The organism is Bacillus sp. ISL-77 (assembly GCF_018613105.1).
Window position 1 is genome coordinate 44,456 of the sequence record NZ_JAGGQY010000018.1, and the last position, 20,837, is coordinate 65,292.

23 protein-coding genes and 1 pseudogene are annotated in these 20,837 nt (G+C 37.0%); 8 read left to right on the plus strand and 16 right to left on the minus strand.

What is annotated here, in order from left to right; genetic code table 11:
* Nucleotides 1–23: 23 nt before the first annotated feature.
* The 5 genes from J7E77_RS06625 to J7E77_RS06645 all read right to left on the minus strand — a co-directional run bounded on the left by J7E77_RS06625 (nucleotide 24) and on the right by J7E77_RS06645 (nucleotide 4,265).
* The gene (locus tag J7E77_RS06625; RefSeq protein ID WP_214713188.1) at nucleotides 24–956 is read right to left on the minus strand and encodes a beta-ketoacyl-ACP synthase III; all 933 of its coding nucleotides are present in this window, start codon (nucleotides 954–956) and stop codon (nucleotides 24–26) included.
* Nucleotides 957–1,244: 288 nt separating this feature from the next.
* Nucleotides 1,245–1,436 carry a ComZ family protein gene (locus J7E77_RS06630; RefSeq protein ID WP_214713189.1) on the minus strand — a complete coding sequence of 64 codons (192 nt, stop codon included), beginning with the start codon at nucleotides 1,434–1,436 and terminating at the stop codon, nucleotides 1,245–1,247.
* Nucleotides 1,437–1,454: 18 nt separating this feature from the next.
* Complete coding sequence (locus J7E77_RS06635) at nucleotides 1,455–2,402, minus strand: BMP family ABC transporter substrate-binding protein (protein WP_214713190.1); 948 nt, start codon at nucleotides 2,400–2,402, stop codon at nucleotides 1,455–1,457.
* 221 nt (nucleotides 2,403–2,623) lie between these two features.
* Nucleotides 2,624–3,463 carry a Rossmann-fold NAD(P)-binding domain-containing protein gene (locus tag J7E77_RS06640; RefSeq protein ID WP_214713191.1) on the minus strand — a complete coding sequence of 280 codons (840 nt, stop codon included), beginning with the start codon at nucleotides 3,461–3,463 and terminating at the stop codon, nucleotides 2,624–2,626.
* Between the two features lie 79 nt (nucleotides 3,464–3,542).
* A complete protein-coding gene (locus J7E77_RS06645) occupies nucleotides 3,543–4,265 on the minus strand; it encodes an alpha/beta fold hydrolase (RefSeq protein ID WP_214713192.1) in 723 nt (240 codons plus the stop codon).
* A 241-nt stretch (nucleotides 4,266–4,506) separates the two neighbouring features.
* Here J7E77_RS06645 and J7E77_RS06650 point away from each other — a divergent pair, with 241 nt between their 5' ends.
* Nucleotides 4,507–4,692 (plus strand): YjzD family protein, encoded by a 186-nt coding sequence (locus J7E77_RS06650; protein ID WP_168242484.1) that lies wholly within the window; start codon nucleotides 4,507–4,509, stop codon nucleotides 4,690–4,692.
* Nucleotides 4,693–4,737: 45 nt separating this feature from the next.
* On the opposite strand, the gene clpB is transcribed toward J7E77_RS06650, so the two are convergent.
* Together clpB and J7E77_RS06660 are read right to left on the minus strand one after the other, a co-directional pair.
* Nucleotides 4,738–7,332 carry an ATP-dependent chaperone ClpB gene (clpB, locus tag J7E77_RS06655; protein ID WP_214713193.1) on the minus strand — a complete coding sequence of 865 codons (2,595 nt, stop codon included), beginning with the start codon at nucleotides 7,330–7,332 and terminating at the stop codon, nucleotides 4,738–4,740.
* Between the two features lie 167 nt (nucleotides 7,333–7,499).
* Entirely contained in the window at nucleotides 7,500–7,679 is a 180-nt protein-coding gene (locus J7E77_RS06660) for a YjzC family protein (RefSeq protein ID WP_214713194.1), read from the minus strand.
* Between the two features lie 279 nt (nucleotides 7,680–7,958).
* Here J7E77_RS06660 and J7E77_RS06665 point away from each other — a divergent pair, with 279 nt between their 5' ends.
* Nucleotides 7,959–8,651, plus strand: a complete 693-nt coding sequence (locus J7E77_RS06665) for a Crp/Fnr family transcriptional regulator (protein ID WP_374102955.1) — start codon at nucleotides 7,959–7,961, stop codon at nucleotides 8,649–8,651.
* A 61-nt stretch (nucleotides 8,652–8,712) separates the two neighbouring features.
* Here J7E77_RS06665 and J7E77_RS06670 read toward each other — a convergent pair whose 3' ends face one another.
* The 3 genes from J7E77_RS06670 to J7E77_RS06680 all read right to left on the minus strand — a co-directional run bounded on the left by J7E77_RS06670 (nucleotide 8,713) and on the right by J7E77_RS06680 (nucleotide 11,570).
* Complete coding sequence (locus J7E77_RS06670; RefSeq protein ID WP_308160444.1) at nucleotides 8,713–9,444, minus strand: YwiC-like family protein; 732 nt, start codon at nucleotides 9,442–9,444, stop codon at nucleotides 8,713–8,715.
* A gap of 324 nt (nucleotides 9,445–9,768) precedes the next feature.
* On the minus strand, nucleotides 9,769–10,317 hold the full coding sequence (gene mobB / locus J7E77_RS06675; protein ID WP_214713196.1) for a molybdopterin-guanine dinucleotide biosynthesis protein B: 549 nt from the start codon (nucleotides 10,315–10,317) through the stop codon (nucleotides 9,769–9,771).
* Nucleotides 10,305–11,570 carry a molybdopterin molybdotransferase MoeA gene (locus tag J7E77_RS06680; protein ID WP_214713197.1) on the minus strand — a complete coding sequence of 422 codons (1,266 nt, stop codon included), beginning with the start codon at nucleotides 11,568–11,570 and terminating at the stop codon, nucleotides 10,305–10,307. The genes mobB and J7E77_RS06680 overlap by 13 nt, the downstream gene beginning before the upstream one ends.
* 240 nt (nucleotides 11,571–11,810) lie before the next feature.
* On the opposite strand from J7E77_RS06680, the gene ric reads away from it, so the two are divergent.
* A complete protein-coding gene (gene ric / locus J7E77_RS06685; protein WP_214713198.1) occupies nucleotides 11,811–12,509 on the plus strand; it encodes an iron-sulfur cluster repair di-iron protein in 699 nt (232 codons plus the stop codon).
* A gap of 70 nt (nucleotides 12,510–12,579) precedes the next feature.
* Here the strand turns inward: ric and moaA are convergent, their stop codons facing one another.
* Nucleotides 12,580–13,596, minus strand: a complete 1,017-nt coding sequence (gene moaA, locus J7E77_RS06690; RefSeq protein WP_214713199.1) for a GTP 3',8-cyclase MoaA — start codon at nucleotides 13,594–13,596, stop codon at nucleotides 12,580–12,582.
* Between the two features lie 333 nt (nucleotides 13,597–13,929).
* On the opposite strand from moaA, the pseudogene J7E77_RS06695 reads away from it, so the two are divergent.
* Nucleotides 13,930–14,217, plus strand: a pseudogene (locus J7E77_RS06695) (helix-turn-helix domain-containing protein); the annotation flags it as partial.
* Nucleotides 14,218–14,297: 80 nt separating this feature from the next.
* On the opposite strand, the gene J7E77_RS06700 reads toward J7E77_RS06695, so the two are convergent.
* Together J7E77_RS06700 and J7E77_RS06705 are read right to left on the minus strand one after the other, a co-directional pair.
* On the minus strand, nucleotides 14,298–15,422 hold the full coding sequence (locus J7E77_RS06700) for a TIGR04053 family radical SAM/SPASM domain-containing protein (RefSeq protein ID WP_214713200.1): 1,125 nt from the start codon (nucleotides 15,420–15,422) through the stop codon (nucleotides 14,298–14,300).
* A 398-nt stretch (nucleotides 15,423–15,820) separates the two neighbouring features.
* On the minus strand, nucleotides 15,821–16,129 hold the full coding sequence (locus J7E77_RS06705) for a metal-sulfur cluster assembly factor (RefSeq protein ID WP_088086048.1): 309 nt from the start codon (nucleotides 16,127–16,129) through the stop codon (nucleotides 15,821–15,823).
* Nucleotides 16,130–16,407: 278 nt separating this feature from the next.
* Here J7E77_RS06705 and J7E77_RS06710 point away from each other — a divergent pair, with 278 nt between their 5' ends.
* The 3 genes from J7E77_RS06710 to J7E77_RS06720 all read left to right on the plus strand — a co-directional run bounded on the left by J7E77_RS06710 (nucleotide 16,408) and on the right by J7E77_RS06720 (nucleotide 17,675).
* A complete protein-coding gene (locus tag J7E77_RS06710; RefSeq protein WP_251026716.1) occupies nucleotides 16,408–17,223 on the plus strand; it encodes a Cof-type HAD-IIB family hydrolase in 816 nt (271 codons plus the stop codon).
* Between the two features lie 112 nt (nucleotides 17,224–17,335).
* Nucleotides 17,336–17,488, plus strand: coding sequence for a hypothetical protein (locus J7E77_RS06715; RefSeq protein WP_168242474.1), 153 nt, complete (start codon nucleotides 17,336–17,338; stop codon nucleotides 17,486–17,488).
* A gap of 1 nt (nucleotide 17,489) precedes the next feature.
* Nucleotides 17,490–17,675 (plus strand): DUF3813 domain-containing protein, encoded by a 186-nt coding sequence (locus J7E77_RS06720; RefSeq protein WP_088086046.1) that lies wholly within the window; start codon nucleotides 17,490–17,492, stop codon nucleotides 17,673–17,675.
* A 166-nt stretch (nucleotides 17,676–17,841) separates the two neighbouring features.
* Here J7E77_RS06720 and J7E77_RS06725 read toward each other — a convergent pair whose 3' ends face one another.
* Entirely contained in the window at nucleotides 17,842–18,684 is an 843-nt protein-coding gene (locus tag J7E77_RS06725) for a YitT family protein (protein WP_214713201.1), read from the minus strand.
* Between the two features lie 124 nt (nucleotides 18,685–18,808).
* On the opposite strand from J7E77_RS06725, the gene J7E77_RS06730 reads away from it, so the two are divergent.
* On the plus strand, nucleotides 18,809–19,669 hold the full coding sequence (locus J7E77_RS06730; protein WP_214713202.1) for a DegV family protein: 861 nt from the start codon (nucleotides 18,809–18,811) through the stop codon (nucleotides 19,667–19,669).
* A 46-nt stretch (nucleotides 19,670–19,715) separates the two neighbouring features.
* Here the strand turns inward: J7E77_RS06730 and J7E77_RS06735 are convergent, their stop codons facing one another.
* Nucleotides 19,716–19,847 (minus strand): DUF3941 domain-containing protein, encoded by a 132-nt coding sequence (locus tag J7E77_RS06735; protein ID WP_024028473.1) that lies wholly within the window; start codon nucleotides 19,845–19,847, stop codon nucleotides 19,716–19,718.
* Between the two features lie 67 nt (nucleotides 19,848–19,914).
* A complete protein-coding gene (locus J7E77_RS06740; protein ID WP_214713203.1) occupies nucleotides 19,915–20,778 on the minus strand; it encodes a CvfB family protein in 864 nt (287 codons plus the stop codon).
* Between the last annotated feature and the right edge of the window lie 59 nt (nucleotides 20,779–20,837).

Genomic DNA, 20,837 nt, shown 5'->3' on the forward strand with positions numbered 1-20,837 from the left:
GTTATTTATCAAAAAATATCTCTTTATTTTCCCCATCTAATTGCAATTGCTCCCCAAGTTAAGCCTCCGCCGAAGCCAACCATGACAATGAGGTCATCATCTTTAATTCTTCCCTCTTCTACATCTTCCACAATCGAAATTGGAATCGATGCAGCAGAAGTATTACCATATTTATTAATCGTTTTGGACATTTTTTCGACTGGCAGCTCTAATCTTTGTCTAGATGCTTCCATAATACGAATATTGGCCTGATGAGGAATAAGGAAATCAACATCATCCTTTGTTAAACCTGCTTTTTCGAGAACATTGATACAGCTTTCCCCCATTTGCCTTACAGCAAATTTGAACACTTCTCTACCATTCATAATAATATATTCATCCTGGTATAGGTGTTTTGATCCAGTACCATCTGCTCCAAGCTCAAAGGAAAGGATTCCGCGATTTTCTGAAACAGGTCCAATAATGGTGGCACCAGCGCCGTCCCCAAACAATACTGCAGTATTGCGGTCACTCCAGTCGGTAACTTTCGAAAGCTTTTCCACGCCAACGACTAGGACATATTTATAAACTTCGGTTTCAATGAATTGTTTCGCTGTCACAATTCCGTACATAAAGCCAGCACATGCTGCACTGACATCCATCGCTGCCGCCTTTTTTGCCCCCAGCCTTTCTTGAATTCTGCAGGCAACCGATGGAAAAGGAGTATCAGGTGTAACTGTAGCTACCAAGATTAAATCAATCTCTTCAGCGGTAATTCCGGCATCTTGAATGGCCTGTTTTGCTGCTTCAAATGCCATATCAGATGTATTAACATCATCGGCAGCAATTCTTCTTTCTTCGATACCTGTCATTGTACGAATCCATTCATCAGAGGTATCCATTATTTTTTCTAAATCCTTATTGGTGACAATTTTCTCTGGTAAATACCTGCCAATCCCTACAATACCTGCTTTCACAAGTTCCAACTCCTTTTTTTTCGCAAGATTCTCTATATCCTAAAGTTAATATCAATTATTATGACTTGGTACTAATTTTATCAAATAAAACCTATTTTAAGCAACTGTTTCTTCTTATTTCTCTCTTCGCTTAAGTATATTCCAATAAAAAAATGACTCAATTAAACTTGGCAGATGATTTCCGCTCCAGGCGCATCGCTCCAATCAACTTGGCTATAAAATCAACAATAATCCTTAACATTGCCAAACAAATAAATAAGCTCCCTATTACGAGAGCTTACTTTCTCATTATATTTCTTTTCGACCTTCAGCTAGACCGAGTTCATATGCTTCTTGCATGACCTTTGTAAAAAGATTCATGAATGGCTCGATTAATTCCATTGATAATTCCACACCAGCCGTGTCCAATTGTTCCTTTGCTTCTGGTAAGTATTTCATCGCGATCTGCATAAATTGAAATGTTTTATCTTGACTGTTCATATGTACTCCTTCAATTTTTCATTTTGGCAAGTTTCCTGTTTTTTTATAATCTTCAATTTGATTGTTTATCTCCAGAATGAATTCTTTGTTTACATGAGGACTAAATTTACCAAGTGAAATAACATTGTCTTGAAAATCATAGGAAAGGTTACCTGTTTTTAGTTCCCCTTTATTGTATAGATCTGCAACCTTTTCATATAAAATATCTACCTGCTGTATGGTACTTGTTAATACCGTAGATTCACCTAAATCAGATTGGTCCGAAACGTAACCGATTGCATACATGCCGTGTTCCTTTACTGTTTCTATTACTGGCACATTAAACCCGTCACCTGCAGGATAAATCACATCAATTCCCTTTTCCATCATGTCATTTGCTAATTGAACTGCTTTTATTTCATCATCCCAATTTCCAACATATTCTATACTAACTTTCGTGTTTTTATTTTCAGCCATAGTCCCCTGATAGAAGCCCTCAATCTCTGGCTGCCATTCATAAGCGGCTATAACACCGACATTTTGTGCTTTTGACATATGTGCAGCAACCATTCCTCCAAAAAAACCCATCGCGTGTGCTTTAAAATTCAGACTAGTTGTGTTTTTGTTTTTAGCATCACCATTAAAACTAATAAAATGGATATCAGGATAATCTTTAGAAAGATTATTAAAGTATTCAGCATATTCAGACCCATGGCCGAATATTAGATTTACCCCTTTTTGGTCAAACTCTTCTACTGCACGTTCGACAACTGCTTCTGAATTAATTCCTTCTTTATAAAACACATCCACATCAAATTTTGACTGTATTTTTAACAAACCTTTAAAGCCCTTCGTCCCCCATACTTGGTCATTGACCGTTTCAGGTACTAACAATCCAACCTTTTTTATTTTACCTGTAGATTTTGTCTCTCCGCAGGCCCCAAGCAAAAAAAGGCATAAAAGTATGATTCCGAAACGGTTTATCATTTCATGCATCTCCTTCGTACTGTTGCCATTTCTATAACACGTTTCCTTTACATTATTAATTTATAGAACAAAGGAAAATAATTCTATGACTGCTTTTTCCAATTTTATTCTAACCTTTCAACAAATAAATGAAAAGACAATTTTAAAACCACAACACATCTGGATCTTTATTTTATATGGTCATATATTTCATGATTCTTTCAAACAGTATGCCAATTGCCTTATAAACGATTTTCATACAATCGCTGCACATGTTCCATTTGTGCCAGGATAGAAGCTGAAATTGGGGTTACCTTTCTTACTGTTACTTTTAATACTGGAAGATCACCTTGTATTGATGATAAGTTACTTAACCGAGACTGATTTTCATCGATTTTTAGGTAAGAAGCACACCTGAACCATTGGTCATCACTTCCACTTTCAATCAAATAACTCCCAGGTTTTCCTTTCTCTATGATTTCTAAGATTGATTCAATGGCATCATCAACAAATATGACATCGTTTATCCATTCCCGTTCTTCATGAGTTATATCTGTCTTTTTAAATTTGGAAACAATAGCTTGTTGAAACAAAAAAGTTAACGGCTGCCATGGACCATAAATAGCAGGTAAATACAATATCTGTGTATTCTTTACTAATCCGTTTATCCTACTTAGGAATCCCTCAATTTCTTTTCCCCTAAATGTACTGGTAAGCATTTGAATCGGAAGAATAAAAACGATATTCGCATTTTTGTTATTGTCCTCTATATACTGAATTATCGGCTTTGTTACCTCTTCATTTTGTAAAATTTGTTCCTTTTTAAGCATAAATAAGTCATATATAGAAAATATAATCCTTGTATTACTCATGTCTTCTCTAGGACTATTCTCCAACTCGAATAACGATTTTTCCAGAAAGTTTGCATTTCTACCGACTTCAAGTCTTTTTTCATCAAGAAAATCTATATTATCAACCTCATCTATATGAACGCCATTGACCTCTATTCCTTTATTGAGCAGGTTTTTGCCAACGTGAAAACCAACAAAGTCAAACATCCCAAATATAATTGCCTTGTCCATAAAATATTCCTCCCCATACTTACCTTAATGAATCCTATGCATATCGCTAAGGAATTATTTCTTTTTGGGGAGGACCAGCCTATAGGATCGTTTCATGGTTGTTGAAAAACTTTAACATCATATTGCCAAGCTGTTGTTTTTTTTCAGGTAGAATGAAAGTAGGGTTTATTTCTGGGTCACTAATTATTTGGTGATACACTTTAGATTGGTTATACGATTTCCCCCCTGAAAGGACATGAATAATTTTAACTGGACATCCAAATTGAAGATTTATTTTATCATCCATACTGAAAATATGGTTTTCGAGTACATGTTGGTCCATTTGATGTGCTGCTACTAATTCCCTCATTAACTTTTTATAAAAGAATTTATGTTCCTTTTCTTGTTCAAGATGGTTTTTCAAGGAAATAATGGGGTTGAGCAGAATAATTGACCGTATCCGCCCTTTCATTTTCTCCATTAAACTTATGGCAACCAGCGCCCCCATACCTTCGGCTAAGATATGGATTTTGTTATTTAATATTTCACTTCTTATGACATGCTGGTATAACCTCTCGGCAAGCTCAACTGCATTATTGCTTCCCCAGTTTCGCCCATATAGATTTGAGGAAAAAATGGTGTACCCTTTTTCTTTAAGCTGGTTAACAATAGCTAACCTTCCTTCATTTTGTGTCCAAAAGCATTTACTTTCATCGACAAAATGTCTTTCATCTCCAATTATTAAGATCCCAAATCCGGTAGGCTTTTCAGGGTAGTGAATAATATTCCATTGGGTATCCATCTGAAAATTACGATTCTCCATAGATAAATCTCCTTTTACATATTTCCTCACTGTATTGTATGCCGCCTCATTAAAGATGAAAGGGGGGTTAGCCTATTTTTATTAAGCTCAGCTGGAAAATTAGTAATCACCTTTTAAAAACGGAAAATGCTCGGAATAGCCTGAGTGGTATTACTTACCACTGGCGGAAGTTTCACTTTATCATTTCAGAATCATATGATAATATAAATGAAGATGTAAAATAGGTTAGAGGTGAAAAATAGTGCGATTTTTTTGGACCTTTTTCTGGTCATTTCTTTTAGTGCAAATGCTTACATATGTAGTGAGTTCAATGACTGCAGGTGCTAAATATGAATTTATGCCTGCTGCTATTGCTTCAGTTGGGGTAACGATCTTGATTTACATTGCTGCTGCAATAATTCCTAACGAGCCCGCAACAAAACATTAAGAAAAAGGTCATCCTATCAAATGGATGACCTTTTTCTATAGGTATTTAATAAACCGATAAAGTAATCTCACCGTCGTTAATATTTATTTCCACTCTTGACTGATCATGTAACTTGCCAGCGATTATTTCACGGGCTAGCTTGGTTTCAATGTTTCTTTGAATAAATCGTTTTAAAGGCCTTGCCCCATAAATTGGATCAAATCCATTTACGGCAATGAATTCTTTTGCTTCCTCATTAATGATTATATCAATTTGTTGATGCTTTAACCGATTTTGAAGTTCTCTCATCATTTTGGCAACGATAATCTTAATTTCGTCCAATGATAGCGGCTTAAAGAGGATTGTTTCATCGATTCGATTTAAAAACTCAGGACGGAAATGTCCCCGTAATTGACTCATCACTTTCTCCCTTACCGCTTCAGAGATTTCAACCTCGGTTTCACTTCGTTCTAGTAAAAAATGTGAGCCAATATTAGAAGTCATAATAATAACTGTATTTTTAAAGTCAACGACACGCCCTTTTGAGTCAGTAATTCTTCCGTCATCAAGCGCTTGTAAGAGAATGTTAAATACCTCAGGATGAGCTTTTTCAATTTCATCCATTAAAACAACAGAATATGGTCTTCTCCTTACAGCTTCCGTCAACTGTCCGCCTTCTTCATAGCCAATATAGCCTGGAGGGGCTCCAATTAGGCGGGACACAGCATGCTTCTCCATATATTCAGACATATCGATACGTATAATATGTTCCTCACTGTCGAATAAAGACTCGGCCAATGCTTTCGCAAGCTCCGTTTTCCCAACACCTGTCGGACCTAAAAATAAAAACGATCCAATTGGTCGATTAGGATCCTTAATTCCAGCACGCGCCCTGAGTACTGCATCTGCCACTAAATTTACTGCCTCATTCTGGCCGATGACTCTTTCGTGCAAGATTGATTCCAATTTTAACAGCTTTTCTCTCTCCCCTTCTACTAGCTTAGAAAGAGGTATTCCTGTCCATCTTGATACGATATTGGAGATTTCTTCTCCAGTAACTTCTTCACGAAGCAAACGTTCGTCCTTAGCAGTTGCCGTTTCGAGTTCCTTTAGCTCTTTTTCTGCTAACGGAATTTGACCGTGGCGAAGCTCTGCCGCTCGGTTTAAATCGTATTTATCTTCAGCTTGTTGAAGCTCCCTGCGAAGCTTTTCCAGTTGTTCTCTTTTCTCCTGCAATTTCTGTATACTTTGTTTCTCTTGAAGCCATTTTGCCTTCATTTCATTGGCTGTTTCTTTTAAATCAGCTAGTTCTTTTAGGAGTGCCTCCAGCCTCAACTTGCTCCCGTCATCAACCTCTTTACTTAAGGCAGCTTCTTCAATTTCCAATTGCATAACCCTGCGTGTTACTTCATCTAATTCGGTAGGCATTGAATCTATTTCAGTACGTATTAAAGCACAAGCCTCATCGACTAGATCAATTGCTTTATCAGGCAAAAAACGATCGGTGATATAACGATCAGATAATGTGGCTGCAGCAACCAAGGCATGGTCATGAATTTTAACACCGTGATGCACTTCATATCGTTCTTTTAACCCTCTTAAGATTGAAATGGTATCTTCAACGTTTGGTTCTTGAACCAGTACCTGCTGAAATCTACGTTCAAGTGCTGGATCCTTTTCGATATATTTTCGGTGCTCATCTAGAGTAGTTGCTCCAATACAATGAAGTTCACCACGGGCAAGCATTGGTTTTAACATATTGCCTGCATCCATGGCGCCTTCCGTCTTACCGGCTCCTACGATCGTGTGAATTTCATCAATAAATAACAAAATTCGTCCTTCACTTTTTTTGATTTCATTTAGGACTGCTTTCAATCTTTCTTCAAACTCACCTCTAAATTTGGCTCCAGCAATTAACGCACTCATATCCAATGAGAAAATTGTTTTATCCTTGAGTCCTTCCGGTACATCTTTCCTAACTATCCTTTGTGCCAACCCTTCCACAATAGCAGTTTTCCCTACACCAGGTTCACCGATTAAAACAGGATTATTCTTTGTTTTCCTTGATAATATCCGAATTACATTGCGGATTTCAGAATCACGGCCAATAACTGGATCCATTTTTCCTTCTTTAACCTCAGCAACAAGATCCCGTCCATATTTTTTTAGTGCTTCGTATCCTGCTTCTGGATTTTGTGATGTCACTCTTTGGTTCCCCCTAATTTCTTTAATTGCTTGCAAAACTTTGTCTGGTTGAATTCCAACGTTTTGTAAAAGCCTTCGCATTTCTGAATCCTTCGCGTAGACTGCAGCTAACAGAATATGTTCAACCGATAAATACTCATCAGAAAACTTTTTGGCAAACTCCTCGGCACTGACAAAAAGTTTTTGCAGCTTGGCTGTGATATAAAGTTTTCCCTGTTCAACCCCACTTCCCGTAACCTCTGTTTTTTTAGCAAGAGCAGCAGTAAGGTTCTTTCTAATTTTTTCGGGAGGGATACCTGACTTTTCTAATATAGAAGAAATGAGACTATCTTCTTGATCCATTAAACATAAAAACAAATGGGGTTCATCAATCTCTTGATGATTTTTTTTGACAGCTAGCGACTGAGCATCCATTAGCCCCTTTTGTAACCTTTCTGTCATTCGATTCATGTCCATTTTTTATCACACCCTTTTTGACCAATTTTGACCTTTCCTTTTATTATAAAACTTCATATATAAAAAGTAAATTTTTGCAAAGAAGAAAAACAGCAAAAATTGCCCACAAACGCCAAGGCCGCAGGCAAAAGAAAAAGCCACCCCATGGATGACTTTTCCTTATTTATTTATGGTTTCCGCTGATATGTCCAAACACGTTCATCATTTGATGTTTCAGGAAATGTATCCCCTGCTTTTAGCTTTATTTTTTTGGGATTATTAACAGGGCTTTCCGTGTCACCGATTTCAACATACACACCATTATTAGGTGCTTTTTTTCCTGATTTAAACTGATGATTTTGACCCATTTTTTTCCCTCCTTCTATTCTACATCTTTATTATTACCTTTTTGTTAGCGGCTCATTATTGGAATTTTTTGCAAATTATCTTATTAGTCGACATTATTTCCTAAGAAATACGCAAAGATTCTTCAAACTTTGACGATTGTATGAACTTATCGCTCATTTGTTGCTAATTATTCTTTGTTAACAATATAATTATAGTATTATCTAGCAAATTAAACCTTGACTGTCATTTTTTAAAATCAAATGAGCATTGAATTCGTACCTTTAAAGGTGGTTATGAGTATGCAGTCAGTAAAAGAAATGCCGGTAACACTGTCCCATCTTTTTGATACCGTTCACCATATAAAAAAAATTGAAAAAGGTACCTTTTTATTTCAAGAAGGATCTGTAGCCGATGAATTGTATATTGTTCAAAGTGGCATTCTTCAAATCAGCAAGATCATCCCTGATGGAAGAGAACTTACGTTAAGAATGTGCTCGCGTGGTGATTTTGTTGGTGAATTAAACTTATTTTCCCCTTCTTCAAGATATTTATTAAGTGCACGTGTTGTCGAGAGTGGTGAAGTTGCCGTTATTATGAAAGACACGCTTGAAGAAAAACTCTCGCAAAATCTGGCACTTTCATTTGAATTCATAAAGTGGATGAGTCAGCAACATCGAAAAACTCAAACTAAGTTTCGTGATTTGGTTCTTCATGGAAAAAAAGGGGCTCTTTATTCCACACTTATTCGAATTACCAATAGTTATGGAATTAAAACCCATAAAGGAATATTAATTGAATTACCACTAACCAATCAAGAGTTAGCCAATTTTTGTGGTACATCAAGAGAAGTAGTAAATCGCTTGTTGAGCGATTTACGAAAGGCCGGTATCCTGTTAATTGATAAAGGAACAATTACTATTCATGATTTAGAGTATTTAAAACGGGAAATTGATTGTGAAGATTGTCCAACCGAAATCTGTAAAGTTGATTAGAATTGCTGCTGGCAAACAACTTAAAATAAAGCAAAAAAATCGGTCATATCGACCGATTTTTTTATTTTAATAAGATTATTTGAATGGCCATGATCGTAAAGAATATAGCTGAATTTATTATTTCGTAAATGCCAATTTGTTTAGGCGATAATGGTTTCCCATAAAATATAATAGCTCTCAGAAGACTTGGGATAAATGCTATTGCAACGATCCAAAATCCAACTCTGAACCACACTGCCACTAAAAGAAAATGGTAAATCCATGAAATCCATTTAAATTGGGTATTCTTCTTCTCCCTAATCATTGTTTTGACATAAAAAGTACAGCCCACAAAAAACAGGACCGAAGTTACAAAGGTGAAAACAAGCGTCTCTATGTTCATAACACCGTGTTCTAAATAACTGCTTGCTAATCCAGCAACTGAAAAGGCAAAAATAGCAGAGAGATCATTCATAAAAGCACGGTCTTGATTTTTGGAAGTAAAGTAAGCATTTATTATAAAAAACGGAATCATTAGAAGACCAAAATAAAAAATAGTTGGTCTTTCCAAAAGTGGATTAAGTAAAAGTAATAGGGATGGAATCATATATACAAGTGTCCATTTAGTATAAAACTGAAGTTTTTTCTTTTTAAATAAAAGAAGCATCGGATAGGTCGCCAAGTATAATAGGAGCCATCCAAAGAAAAATGGAACATGCTTCCACATAAACCCTCCTTCAATGACACCAAGCCAAAAAGGGATGATTAGCATTGCCCATGCACCATGTTGTTTCGGTAAAAATAACTTCATCATTTTCACTCCTCTTCCTTGACTAACCTAAATATAAGCCAGCTTAGCGGAAAAATAAGTGAAACACATCACATAATTACAGTAAAAAAGAAGGACTCCGCCTTCTTTTTGTGACAAAATTGTTTAGGTTAAAATGGAAGTACAGCAAATCTATATCATCTACTAGGTAACTTCAATCATCTCTAGGTCGGTTATCCAATGAGTGATTGCTGTATTTCCATTAAAGACCTATAATTCTATTTTAACAAACATAATATCCCCTAATTTGTATTGTAGAGTATATCCATATTTCTAGCTGTGATAAAAGTAACAGATTTGACAATTTTATTAACTTTTTTGATTAATTTTATGAACAAGCTCCTGAAGTAATTGCTCAATCCAGATTAATGCACCTTCATCGTTGATATGAAAGCTGGGCACATTGATTCTTGATGTGATTTGCTTCTGCATTTCTTCTTTCCAATACACAATTGCAGAAACATTACTTACGGTGTCTAACAAAGAAAGGTCACTTTCATCTCTTAATAGCAGTAACTTCGGGAAGGACTTTAACTTATAGCCTTCGATTAATATTACATCTGGATGAAAGAATTTCATTAACTCGATCTGATCTTCTAGTGATGGATAGAAATTGTCAGCCCGTAACATTAAACTTCCATCTCCTTCAACAATCGAGGCAAGCGCACCTGCATTTAAATGTTTTTCTGTATCTTTCTGCGGCATGGCTGCGAGCCTGCCTCCATGACCATGATGCTTAATTGTAACTGTTTTAAGTCCTTTTTTTACTAAGTCTTCGATCAGTTTGGATGTTATGGTGGTTTTCCCACTATTTTGATAACCAACCACCTGAAAGATGACAGGCTTTACCACGGCCACATACTGCCAACCTGGTCTTCAAGCAGGAGGACATCGACTTCACAACCGGCTGTAAAGCCTCTAGTTCCGCCTGGAAGAATCATCAACGAATTAGCTCCAGAAAGGCTCATTATAATGTTAGACTTGTCAAGTCCACTCGGTTTTGCCTTTAGTCTTCCCGCATCTATAAACGTAGAACTTCGGACAAACCTTGTAAACGGATTGGCTTTAGGAAAATCGACTTCTAAAAGAGCTTGTTCTTTACGAAGGTGAGGTTTTTCTGAAAAAAGCATCCTACGGATAATTGGGCGGGCAAACAATTCAAAGCCTACATAACAAGCCGAAGGATTACCCGAGAGTCCAAAGAGAAGCTTCCCATTGTGCTGTGCAACCGTCGTCACACTTCCAGGGCGCATGGCAACTTTATTAAAGAAAACCTCTGCCCCAAGCTTTTCATAGATAGCAGGCAGATAATCAAAATCCCCAACTGAAACCCCGCCGGTGGTAATTAATAAGTCTACTTCATTTATTGCTTTTTGGACTGCTTCAAAGCAAGTGTCGAATTCATCAGGAAGCTTTCCAAAATAGTGAACAATGGCTCCCGCTCTTTCAATTTGAGCTGCAATCATATGGGAATTACTATTACGAATTTTTCCTGGAACTAAGGCTTCATTTACTTCTAAAAGCTCTGTCCCTGTTGCAAACAAACCAACACGTGGCTTTTTCGCAACGGACACTCGTTCATATCCAAACGTAGCAAGCATTGCTTGAATTCCAGGATTTATCAATGTACCTTTTTTCACCAAAACTTCACCCTGCTTGGCATCTTCACCACTGAACGAAACGTTATCCCCCTCTTTAAAGCTGCGTTTAATGGACATATATGGGATTCCATCCTTTTCGTAAGCCTTAGCCACCTCAAACATAACGACAGCATCTGTTCCTACTGGCATCATTGCGCCAGTCATAATTCTAACAGCTTGGTGCTCTCCAATTACTTTAGTAGAAACCATTCCCGCGCCGATGTGATCGACCACTTCAAATTCAACTACATTGGATTGCGAAGCCTCTCGTGTATCGATTGACCTGACAGCAAAGCCATCATACGGTGCACGGTCAAAATGGGGCACATCGCTAGTTGCGATTAAATCCTCCGATAAAAAGCGGCCAAAGCTTTCATTTATCGAAACTTTTTCGGTCACACCAAGTAATTGATATTCCATTATGCTTTTGACCGCTTCTCCAATTGGAATCGGTCTTCTTCTTTCGAACAAAATAATCAGCTCCTGCCTTAAACAAATATCTATCCATTGTAATATGTACTAATAGTCATCGACTAATCAACATTATAAGCTTATTAAAAACTTACTAACATATCAAATGTCACAAAATAAAAGAATCTTGCCAAAAAATATAAGATCATAGGGAATGTGTGATTCAGGTCACCTAGTTTTTTTCTATTTTACATTATGCTTAGGTTAGATTTAATCTTGGACTTTGGGAGGAAATTAAAGATGAGTTTTACAATTACAGCCAATTCATTAGTTAAAGATATTGTTAACGAATTACCTAAAACGAGTGATGTTTTCAAAAAGAACCGAATCGATTTTTGCTGCGGTGGTAATATTCCGTTAACAGAAGCAGTTGCTCAAAATAAGCTTAACCTGGATACATTGTTAGATGACTTAAAAGAGGTATTTGAAAAATACGAAAACACCGAGAAAGATGTTGAGGTTTGGACTAATTCTGATTCAACTACAATTATTGATCATGTCATTTCCAACTACCATCGTGTATCTGAAGAGGAACTAACTATGCTAAGTCCCTATGTAACGAAGGTTTCACGTGTCCATGGAGATAATCATCCAGAGTTACTAAAGGTTTACGAACTCTTCTTTGAATTCAAAAAAGAATTGATGGAGCATATGGCGAAAGAGGAAGCTGTTGTATTCCCATTAATTAAGCAGCTTGCGGATGGAACCGTGGAGAATCGTGAAGAAGCAATTGCAATGATTGTTGAATTAGAAAAAGAACATGACCATGCCGGTGAAATTTTAAGAGAGATCCGTGCAGTAACTTCTGACTACACTCTACCTCTGGATGCATGCGGTACGTACCGATTAGTATATGCACGCTTGGAAGCGTTAGAAGGATTAACCTTTATGCATGTGCATCTTGAAAACAACATCCTATTTCCTAGGTATCTTTTATAAAATCAACAGTCCGCTTTTCTTAAAGCGGGCTGTTTTTTTGTACAAAAAAACTCTCTTCCTGGAAGAGAGTTTAACCACCAATATAGGACATTTCTATTTTTTTACGGTTTTTGTGCGTTTCGTCTGTTCGTTCGTCTGAATATCTGTCATCTCGTCCATTCCAAATGGCGCTCACCCGCTCACGGATTTCTTCATCAGAGGCACCGTTTCTCATAAAATTACGGATATCATGCCCATTCCCATTAAATAAACAAGTAAAAATCTGACCATTCGCTGAAAGTCGAGAACGAGTGCAACTTGAACAAAATGATTCCGAAACAGATGTGATAAATCCTACATTCACATCTTTATCTTTATAGCGGTACACCTTTGCCACTTCTCCGTAATAGGCTGGGTCAACGGGTTCAAGATCAAATTGTTCTTTTAACAAATAATATATCTGTTTTTTAGTAATAACATCATCCATTTTCCAGCCGTTCGTGGAGCCAACATCCATGAATTCTATATAGCGAAGCTCCAGACCGTTCTCTTTGCAGTACTCTGCCATTGGAATAATTTCAGTATCATTCAAACCTTTTTTGACAACCATATTAATTTTGACCCCAAGACCTGCTTGTTTCGCTGCTTCAATGCCTTCCAAAACTGGCCCAGTTCCAACCCCACGCCCGTTAATTTTGCCAAACAATTCATCGTTTAAGGTATCAAGGCTTACATTTACTCTTTTGAGTCCTGCTTCCTTTAAATCTTTGGCAAATTTCGGTAGAAGCACACCATTCGTCGTTAATCCGATATCAAGTAAGCCCTCAATAGCTGACAGCTTCTTAACAAGAATGGGCATATCTCTACGAAGAAGAGGTTCTCCTCCTGTTAGGCGGATTTTTTCCACACCCAAACTAACAAATATTTTCGCTAGGCGTTCGATCTCTTCATAGGATAGCAAGGCACTTTTAGGAAGAAACTCAAAATCAGGACCAAATTGGTCAGCTGGCATACAGTATTGGCAACGGAAATTACATCGATCAATCACAGAAATTCTTAAGTCATGCAATGGTCTATTTAATTTATCTTTAATAATGGTTTTTTCCATTCCATATCAACTCCATTATTTTAAGGAACCTAATGATATTCAGTGTACCAGTCTTTAGATAAAAAAACTGTTACTTTATTCACTATAACAATACTTTTTAATACAATTCTTATCTTAGCAGAAGTTTTACAATCTATAAATAACTGTTTTGGTAAAAATTTTCCTCTACAGATTTTATTCATTTAACCTAAAATTCAAATAGAAAATAAATAAACATGATTAATTTCATATGAGTTTTCACTATATTGTCATTGTTTACTTCTTCTTATTGGTTCCTCATGAGATAAAATGGTACTAACAAACTAAACATTGATCACGATGGAAAATAGATGGTTGTTAAATGGAAAACGAGGTGCGCTATTCTCAACACTTATCCGTATGTCGAATAGTTATGGTATTCAAAAAGATAATGAGATCTTAATAGATCTGCCGTTAACCAACCAAGAACTTGCCAACTTCTGCGGTACTTCACGTGAGAGTACAAACCGTATACTTAGTGAACTAAAGAAAGATAAAATCATTTCAGTTAAAAAAGGAAAGATCTCTATATTGGATTTACAATACTTAAAAAATGAAATCGACTGTGAAAATTGTTCTGCCGTTTATTGCAGTATCGAATAGGCTGGCCTTTACTTATTTGTAGTTATCTATATACGCAAGGCTGTCTCACTATTGAGGCAACCTTGTTTTATCGTTTTAATTTACTGTACTTGCTTTTCTCTTAATGATTTAGGAATATAAACGCAGAATGGCTCGCTTTCTAGATAATCTCCAGTCATCGCATACGCTCTAGACCTTGATCCTCCGCAAACATGACGGAATTCACAGACACCACATTTCCCTTTAAAAAGATCTGGGTTTCTTAGCGATTGGAATATTGGTGATTCACGATAAATTTCCGCTAATGGAGTTTCCCGGATATTACCAGCTTTAACGGGTAATAGTCCGCTTGGATATACATCCCCCGTATGAGAGATGAATACAAAACCATTACCATCATTAACACCTTTTAGTGCTCGCCCTAAACCATCGATAGAGCCTGTTAATCCCTTTTCTGTTAATGCGCTTAAATACTCAATCTCATCTGTTGTTTCTTTCGCTTCGCGCATTTTTTGTTGAATCACAACACGTCTGTAGTGCATTGCTTCTGTTGTTTTGATATCAAAAGACACGCGCTTACTTAAATCATATAGCCATCTGAATACTTTTTCATGTTGAACTGGAGAAATCATATCTGATTGTTGACCTCTTCCTGTTGGCACTAGGAAAAAGACACTCCATAACACACATTCTAAGTCTTCAACCATTTTTGCCATTTCATCAAGGTAGTCAATATTGTAACGGGAAATCACCGTATTAATCTGAATGGGTAATCCAACTTCATGCAAATATTTTATTTTTTCCATGGTAAGGTCAAATGATCCAGCTGTTCCTCTAAAATGGTCATGAATCTCAGCCCTAGGACCATCAATACTAAATGCCCAGCGAGCAAGACCTACTTCTTTTGCTTTTTCAATTGCTTCTTTTGTTACATTTGGTGTCGCACTTGGGGTCATTGATACCCGAACGCCTTTTTCAACTGCATATTTCGCAATATCAAAAACATCTTCTCTCATCAGCGGGTCTCCGCCAGTAAAAACAAGCATCGGATTGTTCATTTCATATATTTGATCAATTAGATTTTTTCCTTCTTCAAAAGATAGTTCACGTGGATCCCTTTTATACTGTGCATCGGCACGGCAGTGCAGACACTTTAATTGACAAGCTCTAGTGAGTTCCCAAATCACGATAAAAGGGTCTTTATTAAAATCTCGGCTAATAGCCATATGAAACGCCTCCTAATAACGGCTATTCAAATCCAACAGCCTTATTAATCTTTATTATAAAGGTGTTTATATTTGAAAAAAGTGAACTATCTCACATTCTGTAAGCTAGATATGTCTGAATCGTGAAGAATAAGAAAAGCGCAAGCGCCCGGTTAGCGGCGTATGGACTGGAGCACTTTGACTAAGATAAAGGAAACACGTAGAGCGTTAGCGATCCGATGTTGACTTTTCGTAGGGAAAAGGGCGAAGTACACTAGCCGCTGGGCGCTGGAGCTAGACAGTTATCTAAGTTCAAATTTTTCACCTTTCTTATTTTGAAATAAAAAAAACAGCAGAAAATCTGCTGTTTCTAAAAAATACGCTTATTTTACTGAGAGTTCAAAAGCCTCTAATTAAGCTTAGCGAATTCCTAATGCGATTTTCGCATAACGTGACATCATTTCTTTATTCCATGGAGGATTAAAAACAATATTTACTTCTACTTCTTTGATTTCCGGAATGTCGGCCAATGCCCGTTTAACCTGGTCAACAATTGTTCCAGCAAGTGGGCAGCCCATTGAAGTTAACGTCATTGTAATCGTTACGTTTCCTTCTTCATCCATTTCAGCATTATATACTAATCCTAAATTAACAATATCTACTCCTAGTTCAGGGTCGATTACTAGTTCTAAGGCACCCATGATATTTTCTTTTAGTTCTTCATTCATGTTTGATCCACTCCTTCATTATCTTTGTCCCACTCTATTATAGCAAATTATCAAGCATGCCAAGATTGAGACTTAGTTAAAAAAAGTATATAGTTTTTTTATATCATTTGGTGTGAATTTTTTTACAGTTTAGATATAAAATTGTTAACATAGTAAATATAGGAATTAATAATTCCACTAAGTATTAAATTCATAATTGCAGTGTAACATGTATATAAATTTTTTCCTAAAGCGACGCACTTTATTAGCGATGAAAATTATAATTAGAAGGAGTTATTATGACAGATAGACACCTAATTGCATTAGATTTAGATGGGACATTATTAAAAGATGATAAAACGATATCATTAAAAACACACGGAATTATTAAAAAAGCAAGAGAACAAGGTCATATCGTTATGATTGCAACAGGAAGGCCTTATCGTTCCAGCGAGATGTACTATCGGGAATTGGATTTGGACACTCCGATTGTCAATTTCAATGGAGCATTTATGCATCACCCTCGAAAACCTGACTGGGGATTTTATCATGAACCTCTTGATATAAAGGTTGCAAAAGATATTGTGGAAGCGTGCAGAAGTTTCCACTTCCATAATATAATTGCCGAAGTGATCGATGATGTTTACTTCCATTACCACGATGAAAAGCTGTTAGATATTTTCAACTTTGGCAATCCAAAAATCACTACGGGCGATCTGGCAAATTATTTAAATGATTCACCCACGAGTTTGTTAATTCATACGGAGGAGGATCAATTAAAGATAATTCGCGAACACTTATCGGCTGTCCATGCAGAAGTTATCGATCATCGCAGTTGGGCCGCTCCATGGCATGTGGTTGAAATTATAAAGGTTGGCTTAAGTAAGGCCGTGGGGTTAAAAAAGGCTTCTGATTATTATGGTATTCCCGCTGATAGAATTATTGCGTTTGGCGATGAAGACAACGACCTTGAAATGCTTGAATATGCTGGTCATGGAATTGCCATGGGAAATGGAATCGACAGTGTGAAAAATATTGCTAATGACGTCACTTTAAGTAACGAAGAAGATGGTGTTGCTCAATATTTGGCGGATTTGTTAAATATAAAATATTAACACTCATTTCACCATTGTTTACCTAAATGAACCTCCCCCTTTTGGTACATACTATTTTTTGAGGCAGCGTTGCTGTTTCAATATGAGCTATGAGCATATTGGAGGGATTCGAATGGGTAAACGAAACAAATCAAAACGCTTTGTTCAGCAAGGAGTGGATACGGTCAGTAAGCATGCTGAACGTATTCCTTATCACATGACTTACGCTGAAGCGGAAGCTCAGAAGATGTCCAATGTGCAAGAATCCTCGCTTGGAGGAATATAACATGGGAAACCAATTGTTCCAAGAAGCACGAAGATTTGTTGAGATGGCGAAGTCTGCCGACCCAGCTGATCTTGATTCTGCTGTCGCGAAAGCTAAAAATGCATTAAGTTCTGCTTATGCAAATTCGACTGTAGCAGAGCAAGCACAGCTCCAACAAATGCAACAAGAGCTTGAACAGATGACTTAAAAAGAAAAGCGGAGGCACCTACGGGCGCTTCCGCTTTTCTTTTTGTCTAGCTACAGCGCCTAGGGGCTCGGGGTCATAAGCCAATCCGTCCTGAAGGTTAAAAAGTAACCTTCAAGCCGGCTTCTTATGCCTGTCGCCCCTGAACAAGGCGCTTCCGCTTTTCTTTTTATTCCTTACGAAAAAATCCATAGATATTGGTTGTTTGAATAATATTTGTAAAGGCATTGGGATCCACTTCCTTAAGGATCCTTTCCAAATCAAAGAGCTCATAGCGGGTAATAACAACCATCAACATTTCTCTTGCTTCGTTTGAGAACGCACCTTTTGCTGGTAGAATCGTGATTCCTCTTACAAGTTTTTCTTGTATTGCTTTTTTCATTACATCAGCCTTTTTGGTAATAATTATTGCAGTGAGTTTTGCATGTCTAGTATGAATGGCGTCAATCACTCTTGTCGAAGTATATAAAGTGACAAGTGTATAAAGGGCTTTCTCCCAGCCATACAAAAATCCAGCTGTTATAATAATCACCCCATTTATAACCAACATATAGGGTCCGATCGGCTTGTCTTTCATTCTCGATAAAACCATTGCAATGATATCCACTCCGCCTGTTGAAGCCCCCCATTTTAACGTAATCCCGACGCCAACAGCTTGGATGACACCACCAAAAACAGCATTTAGAAGGATATCATTCGAAACTTGTTTAATAGGAATTAGTATTAAAAACAACGAGGACAGGGCAACACTTATAAAGCTATAGACGGTAAAGGATTTCCCTACCTTTTTCCAGCCTAAAATGGCCACAGGAATATTCAGCAATAATAATAATAACCCTAGTGAAACATGGATAGGAGTATAGTCACTTAACACCTTTGAAAGTAGTTGTGCTATTCCAGTAAATCCACTTGAATAAATATTTGCCGGTATTAAAAATAAATTCATCGCTAACGCAACTAACAATGAACCCGCTGCCACCACTACCATTTTTTGCGCCTGGAGCCATATCATTTCAATTTCCCCCTTTATATGTGATTGTCAATCCATTAATACTTTTGTGGTGATTGCTAATTGTATTTTTATGGTGAAACCGATAAACTGAAACTATAAATTAGCCTGAAAGCAGGTGAGCTTCATGCAGGTAAGAATACTAGCTGATAGCGCATGCGATTTACCAAAAAGTTTTTATGAAGAGAATCATGTTACTTTATTTCCTTTAAAAGTCGAGATTAATGGCAAAGAATTTGAAGATGTAAAATCAATTGATCCAAACACCGTCTATGAGGCAATCCGTAATGGTGTTGTTCCAAAAACATCTCAAGTCTCCCCACTTCTGTTTGAGGAAGTATTTACCGAAATGGCAGAAAAAGATGAAGATGGGATATACATAGCTTTTTCTTCAGAATTATCTGGTACATATTCAACCGCTGTTATGATTCTTGACCAAGTGAAGGAAAAATATCCAAATTTTAAATTAACAATTGTCGATACAAAATGTGCATCGCTTGGATCTGGTCTTGTAGTTAAAGAAGCAGCATCACTCGCCATGAAAGGTGTCGGTAAAGAAACAATCTTAGAAGAAGTTGTTTTTAGAAGCCAACACATGGAACATCTTTTTACTGTTGAAGATTTAGATTATTTAGCAAAGGGTGGCCGAGTATCAAAAGCATCTGCCTTCCTCGGTGGATTATTGAACATTAAGCCCATCTTAAATGTAGAAGCCGGAAAACTTGTTCCAATTGAAAAAATACGTGGGAAGAAAAAAGTAATGCGCCGTATCATCGAAATCATGAAGGAACGCGGGGCAAATATGGAAGACCAAGTGATTGGGATTAGCCAAGCTGATTGTGAAGAAACCACATTAGAAATGAAAGCACTGATTGAAGAAGAATTCCATCCGAAAGAGGTATTCATTTCTTCCATTGGTTCTGCCGTTGGGTCACATACAGGTGCAGGAACAATCGCCATTTTCTTCTTAAATCAAATGCCTTCTTAATAATAAAAAAATGAGTGAGGTGCGCACCTCACTCATTTCCATTACTCTATTTATGGTCTGTCTGCTTGGAGTATTGATTTTTTCCAGCTTGACGATTTTTTTCGCGCATCATATTCTTTTCATGGCGAAGGGCATTGTTGTCTTTTGCTTTTTTATCGTTGTCTGATGTGTGTGGCATATCCTTACCCCTTTCAAATAGATTCATTTTAGTTTCTGTCAATTTGAAAAGAGTATGTAAAAACACATTAATCTTTCTTTACATATGTCCAGTTGCCCTCTTGGTATACCCTGCCCTCTTTCATAAGCTTTCCAAGGGCCCGCTTGAAGGCACCTTTGCTCAAATCAAAGCGATCTTTAATATCTTCAGGCATGCTTTTATCGTTATAGGGCATGGCTCCATTTCTGCTCATTAGATATTCATATATCCGTTCCGCATCTAGATCCTGCGATTCCTCTTTCCTTGCTAGTAATGAAACATTAATTGTTCCGTCTTCCTTAACGTCAATAATCCTTCCCTCAACCTTTTCACCTATACGGGGCTCTTCTGGTCTTTGTGATTCATGAATGAAACCTTTGAACCCTTCTATTGTAAAGATCCAGCTGCCTACTTTAGCTGTACGATAAATATGTCCCTGCACATTTTTATTAAAATTTTCTCTTGTTGCTTTTACGGAAATAGATTCAATTACTTGGTCACTGGCAAGCTTCGCGTAAAGAAGGTAATTGCTGCTTAGCTTTAAAGTTATGTATACTAAATCTCCTGGCATTGGCCATACTGACTTATGCACAGGCAAATCATCGATTCCTAACAAAATATCCTTTGGAAGTCCTATATTGATAAAGACGCCAATTCTTGGATTTATGTCCGTTACTTTAACCCAAGCATATCGTCCAATCGCAACCTCAGGAATAATGGTTGATGCAGAGATTCGACCTTCTGAATCAACATAAAGAAACACTTCAACCTGATCTTCTTCTTCTAATTCTTGATTGGCTTGATTTATATGCAGCAAAACATCTTCATTACCGTCTGTTAAAAAATAGCCAAAGGATGCTTTACGGGCGACTGTTAATGTGGTTGTTTGACCAATAAGTTCATTTAAAGACATATATAACTCCTTCTTTCTTTTTCGGAGAATTTTCCTAAGCGGTTGTTACAACTGCTATA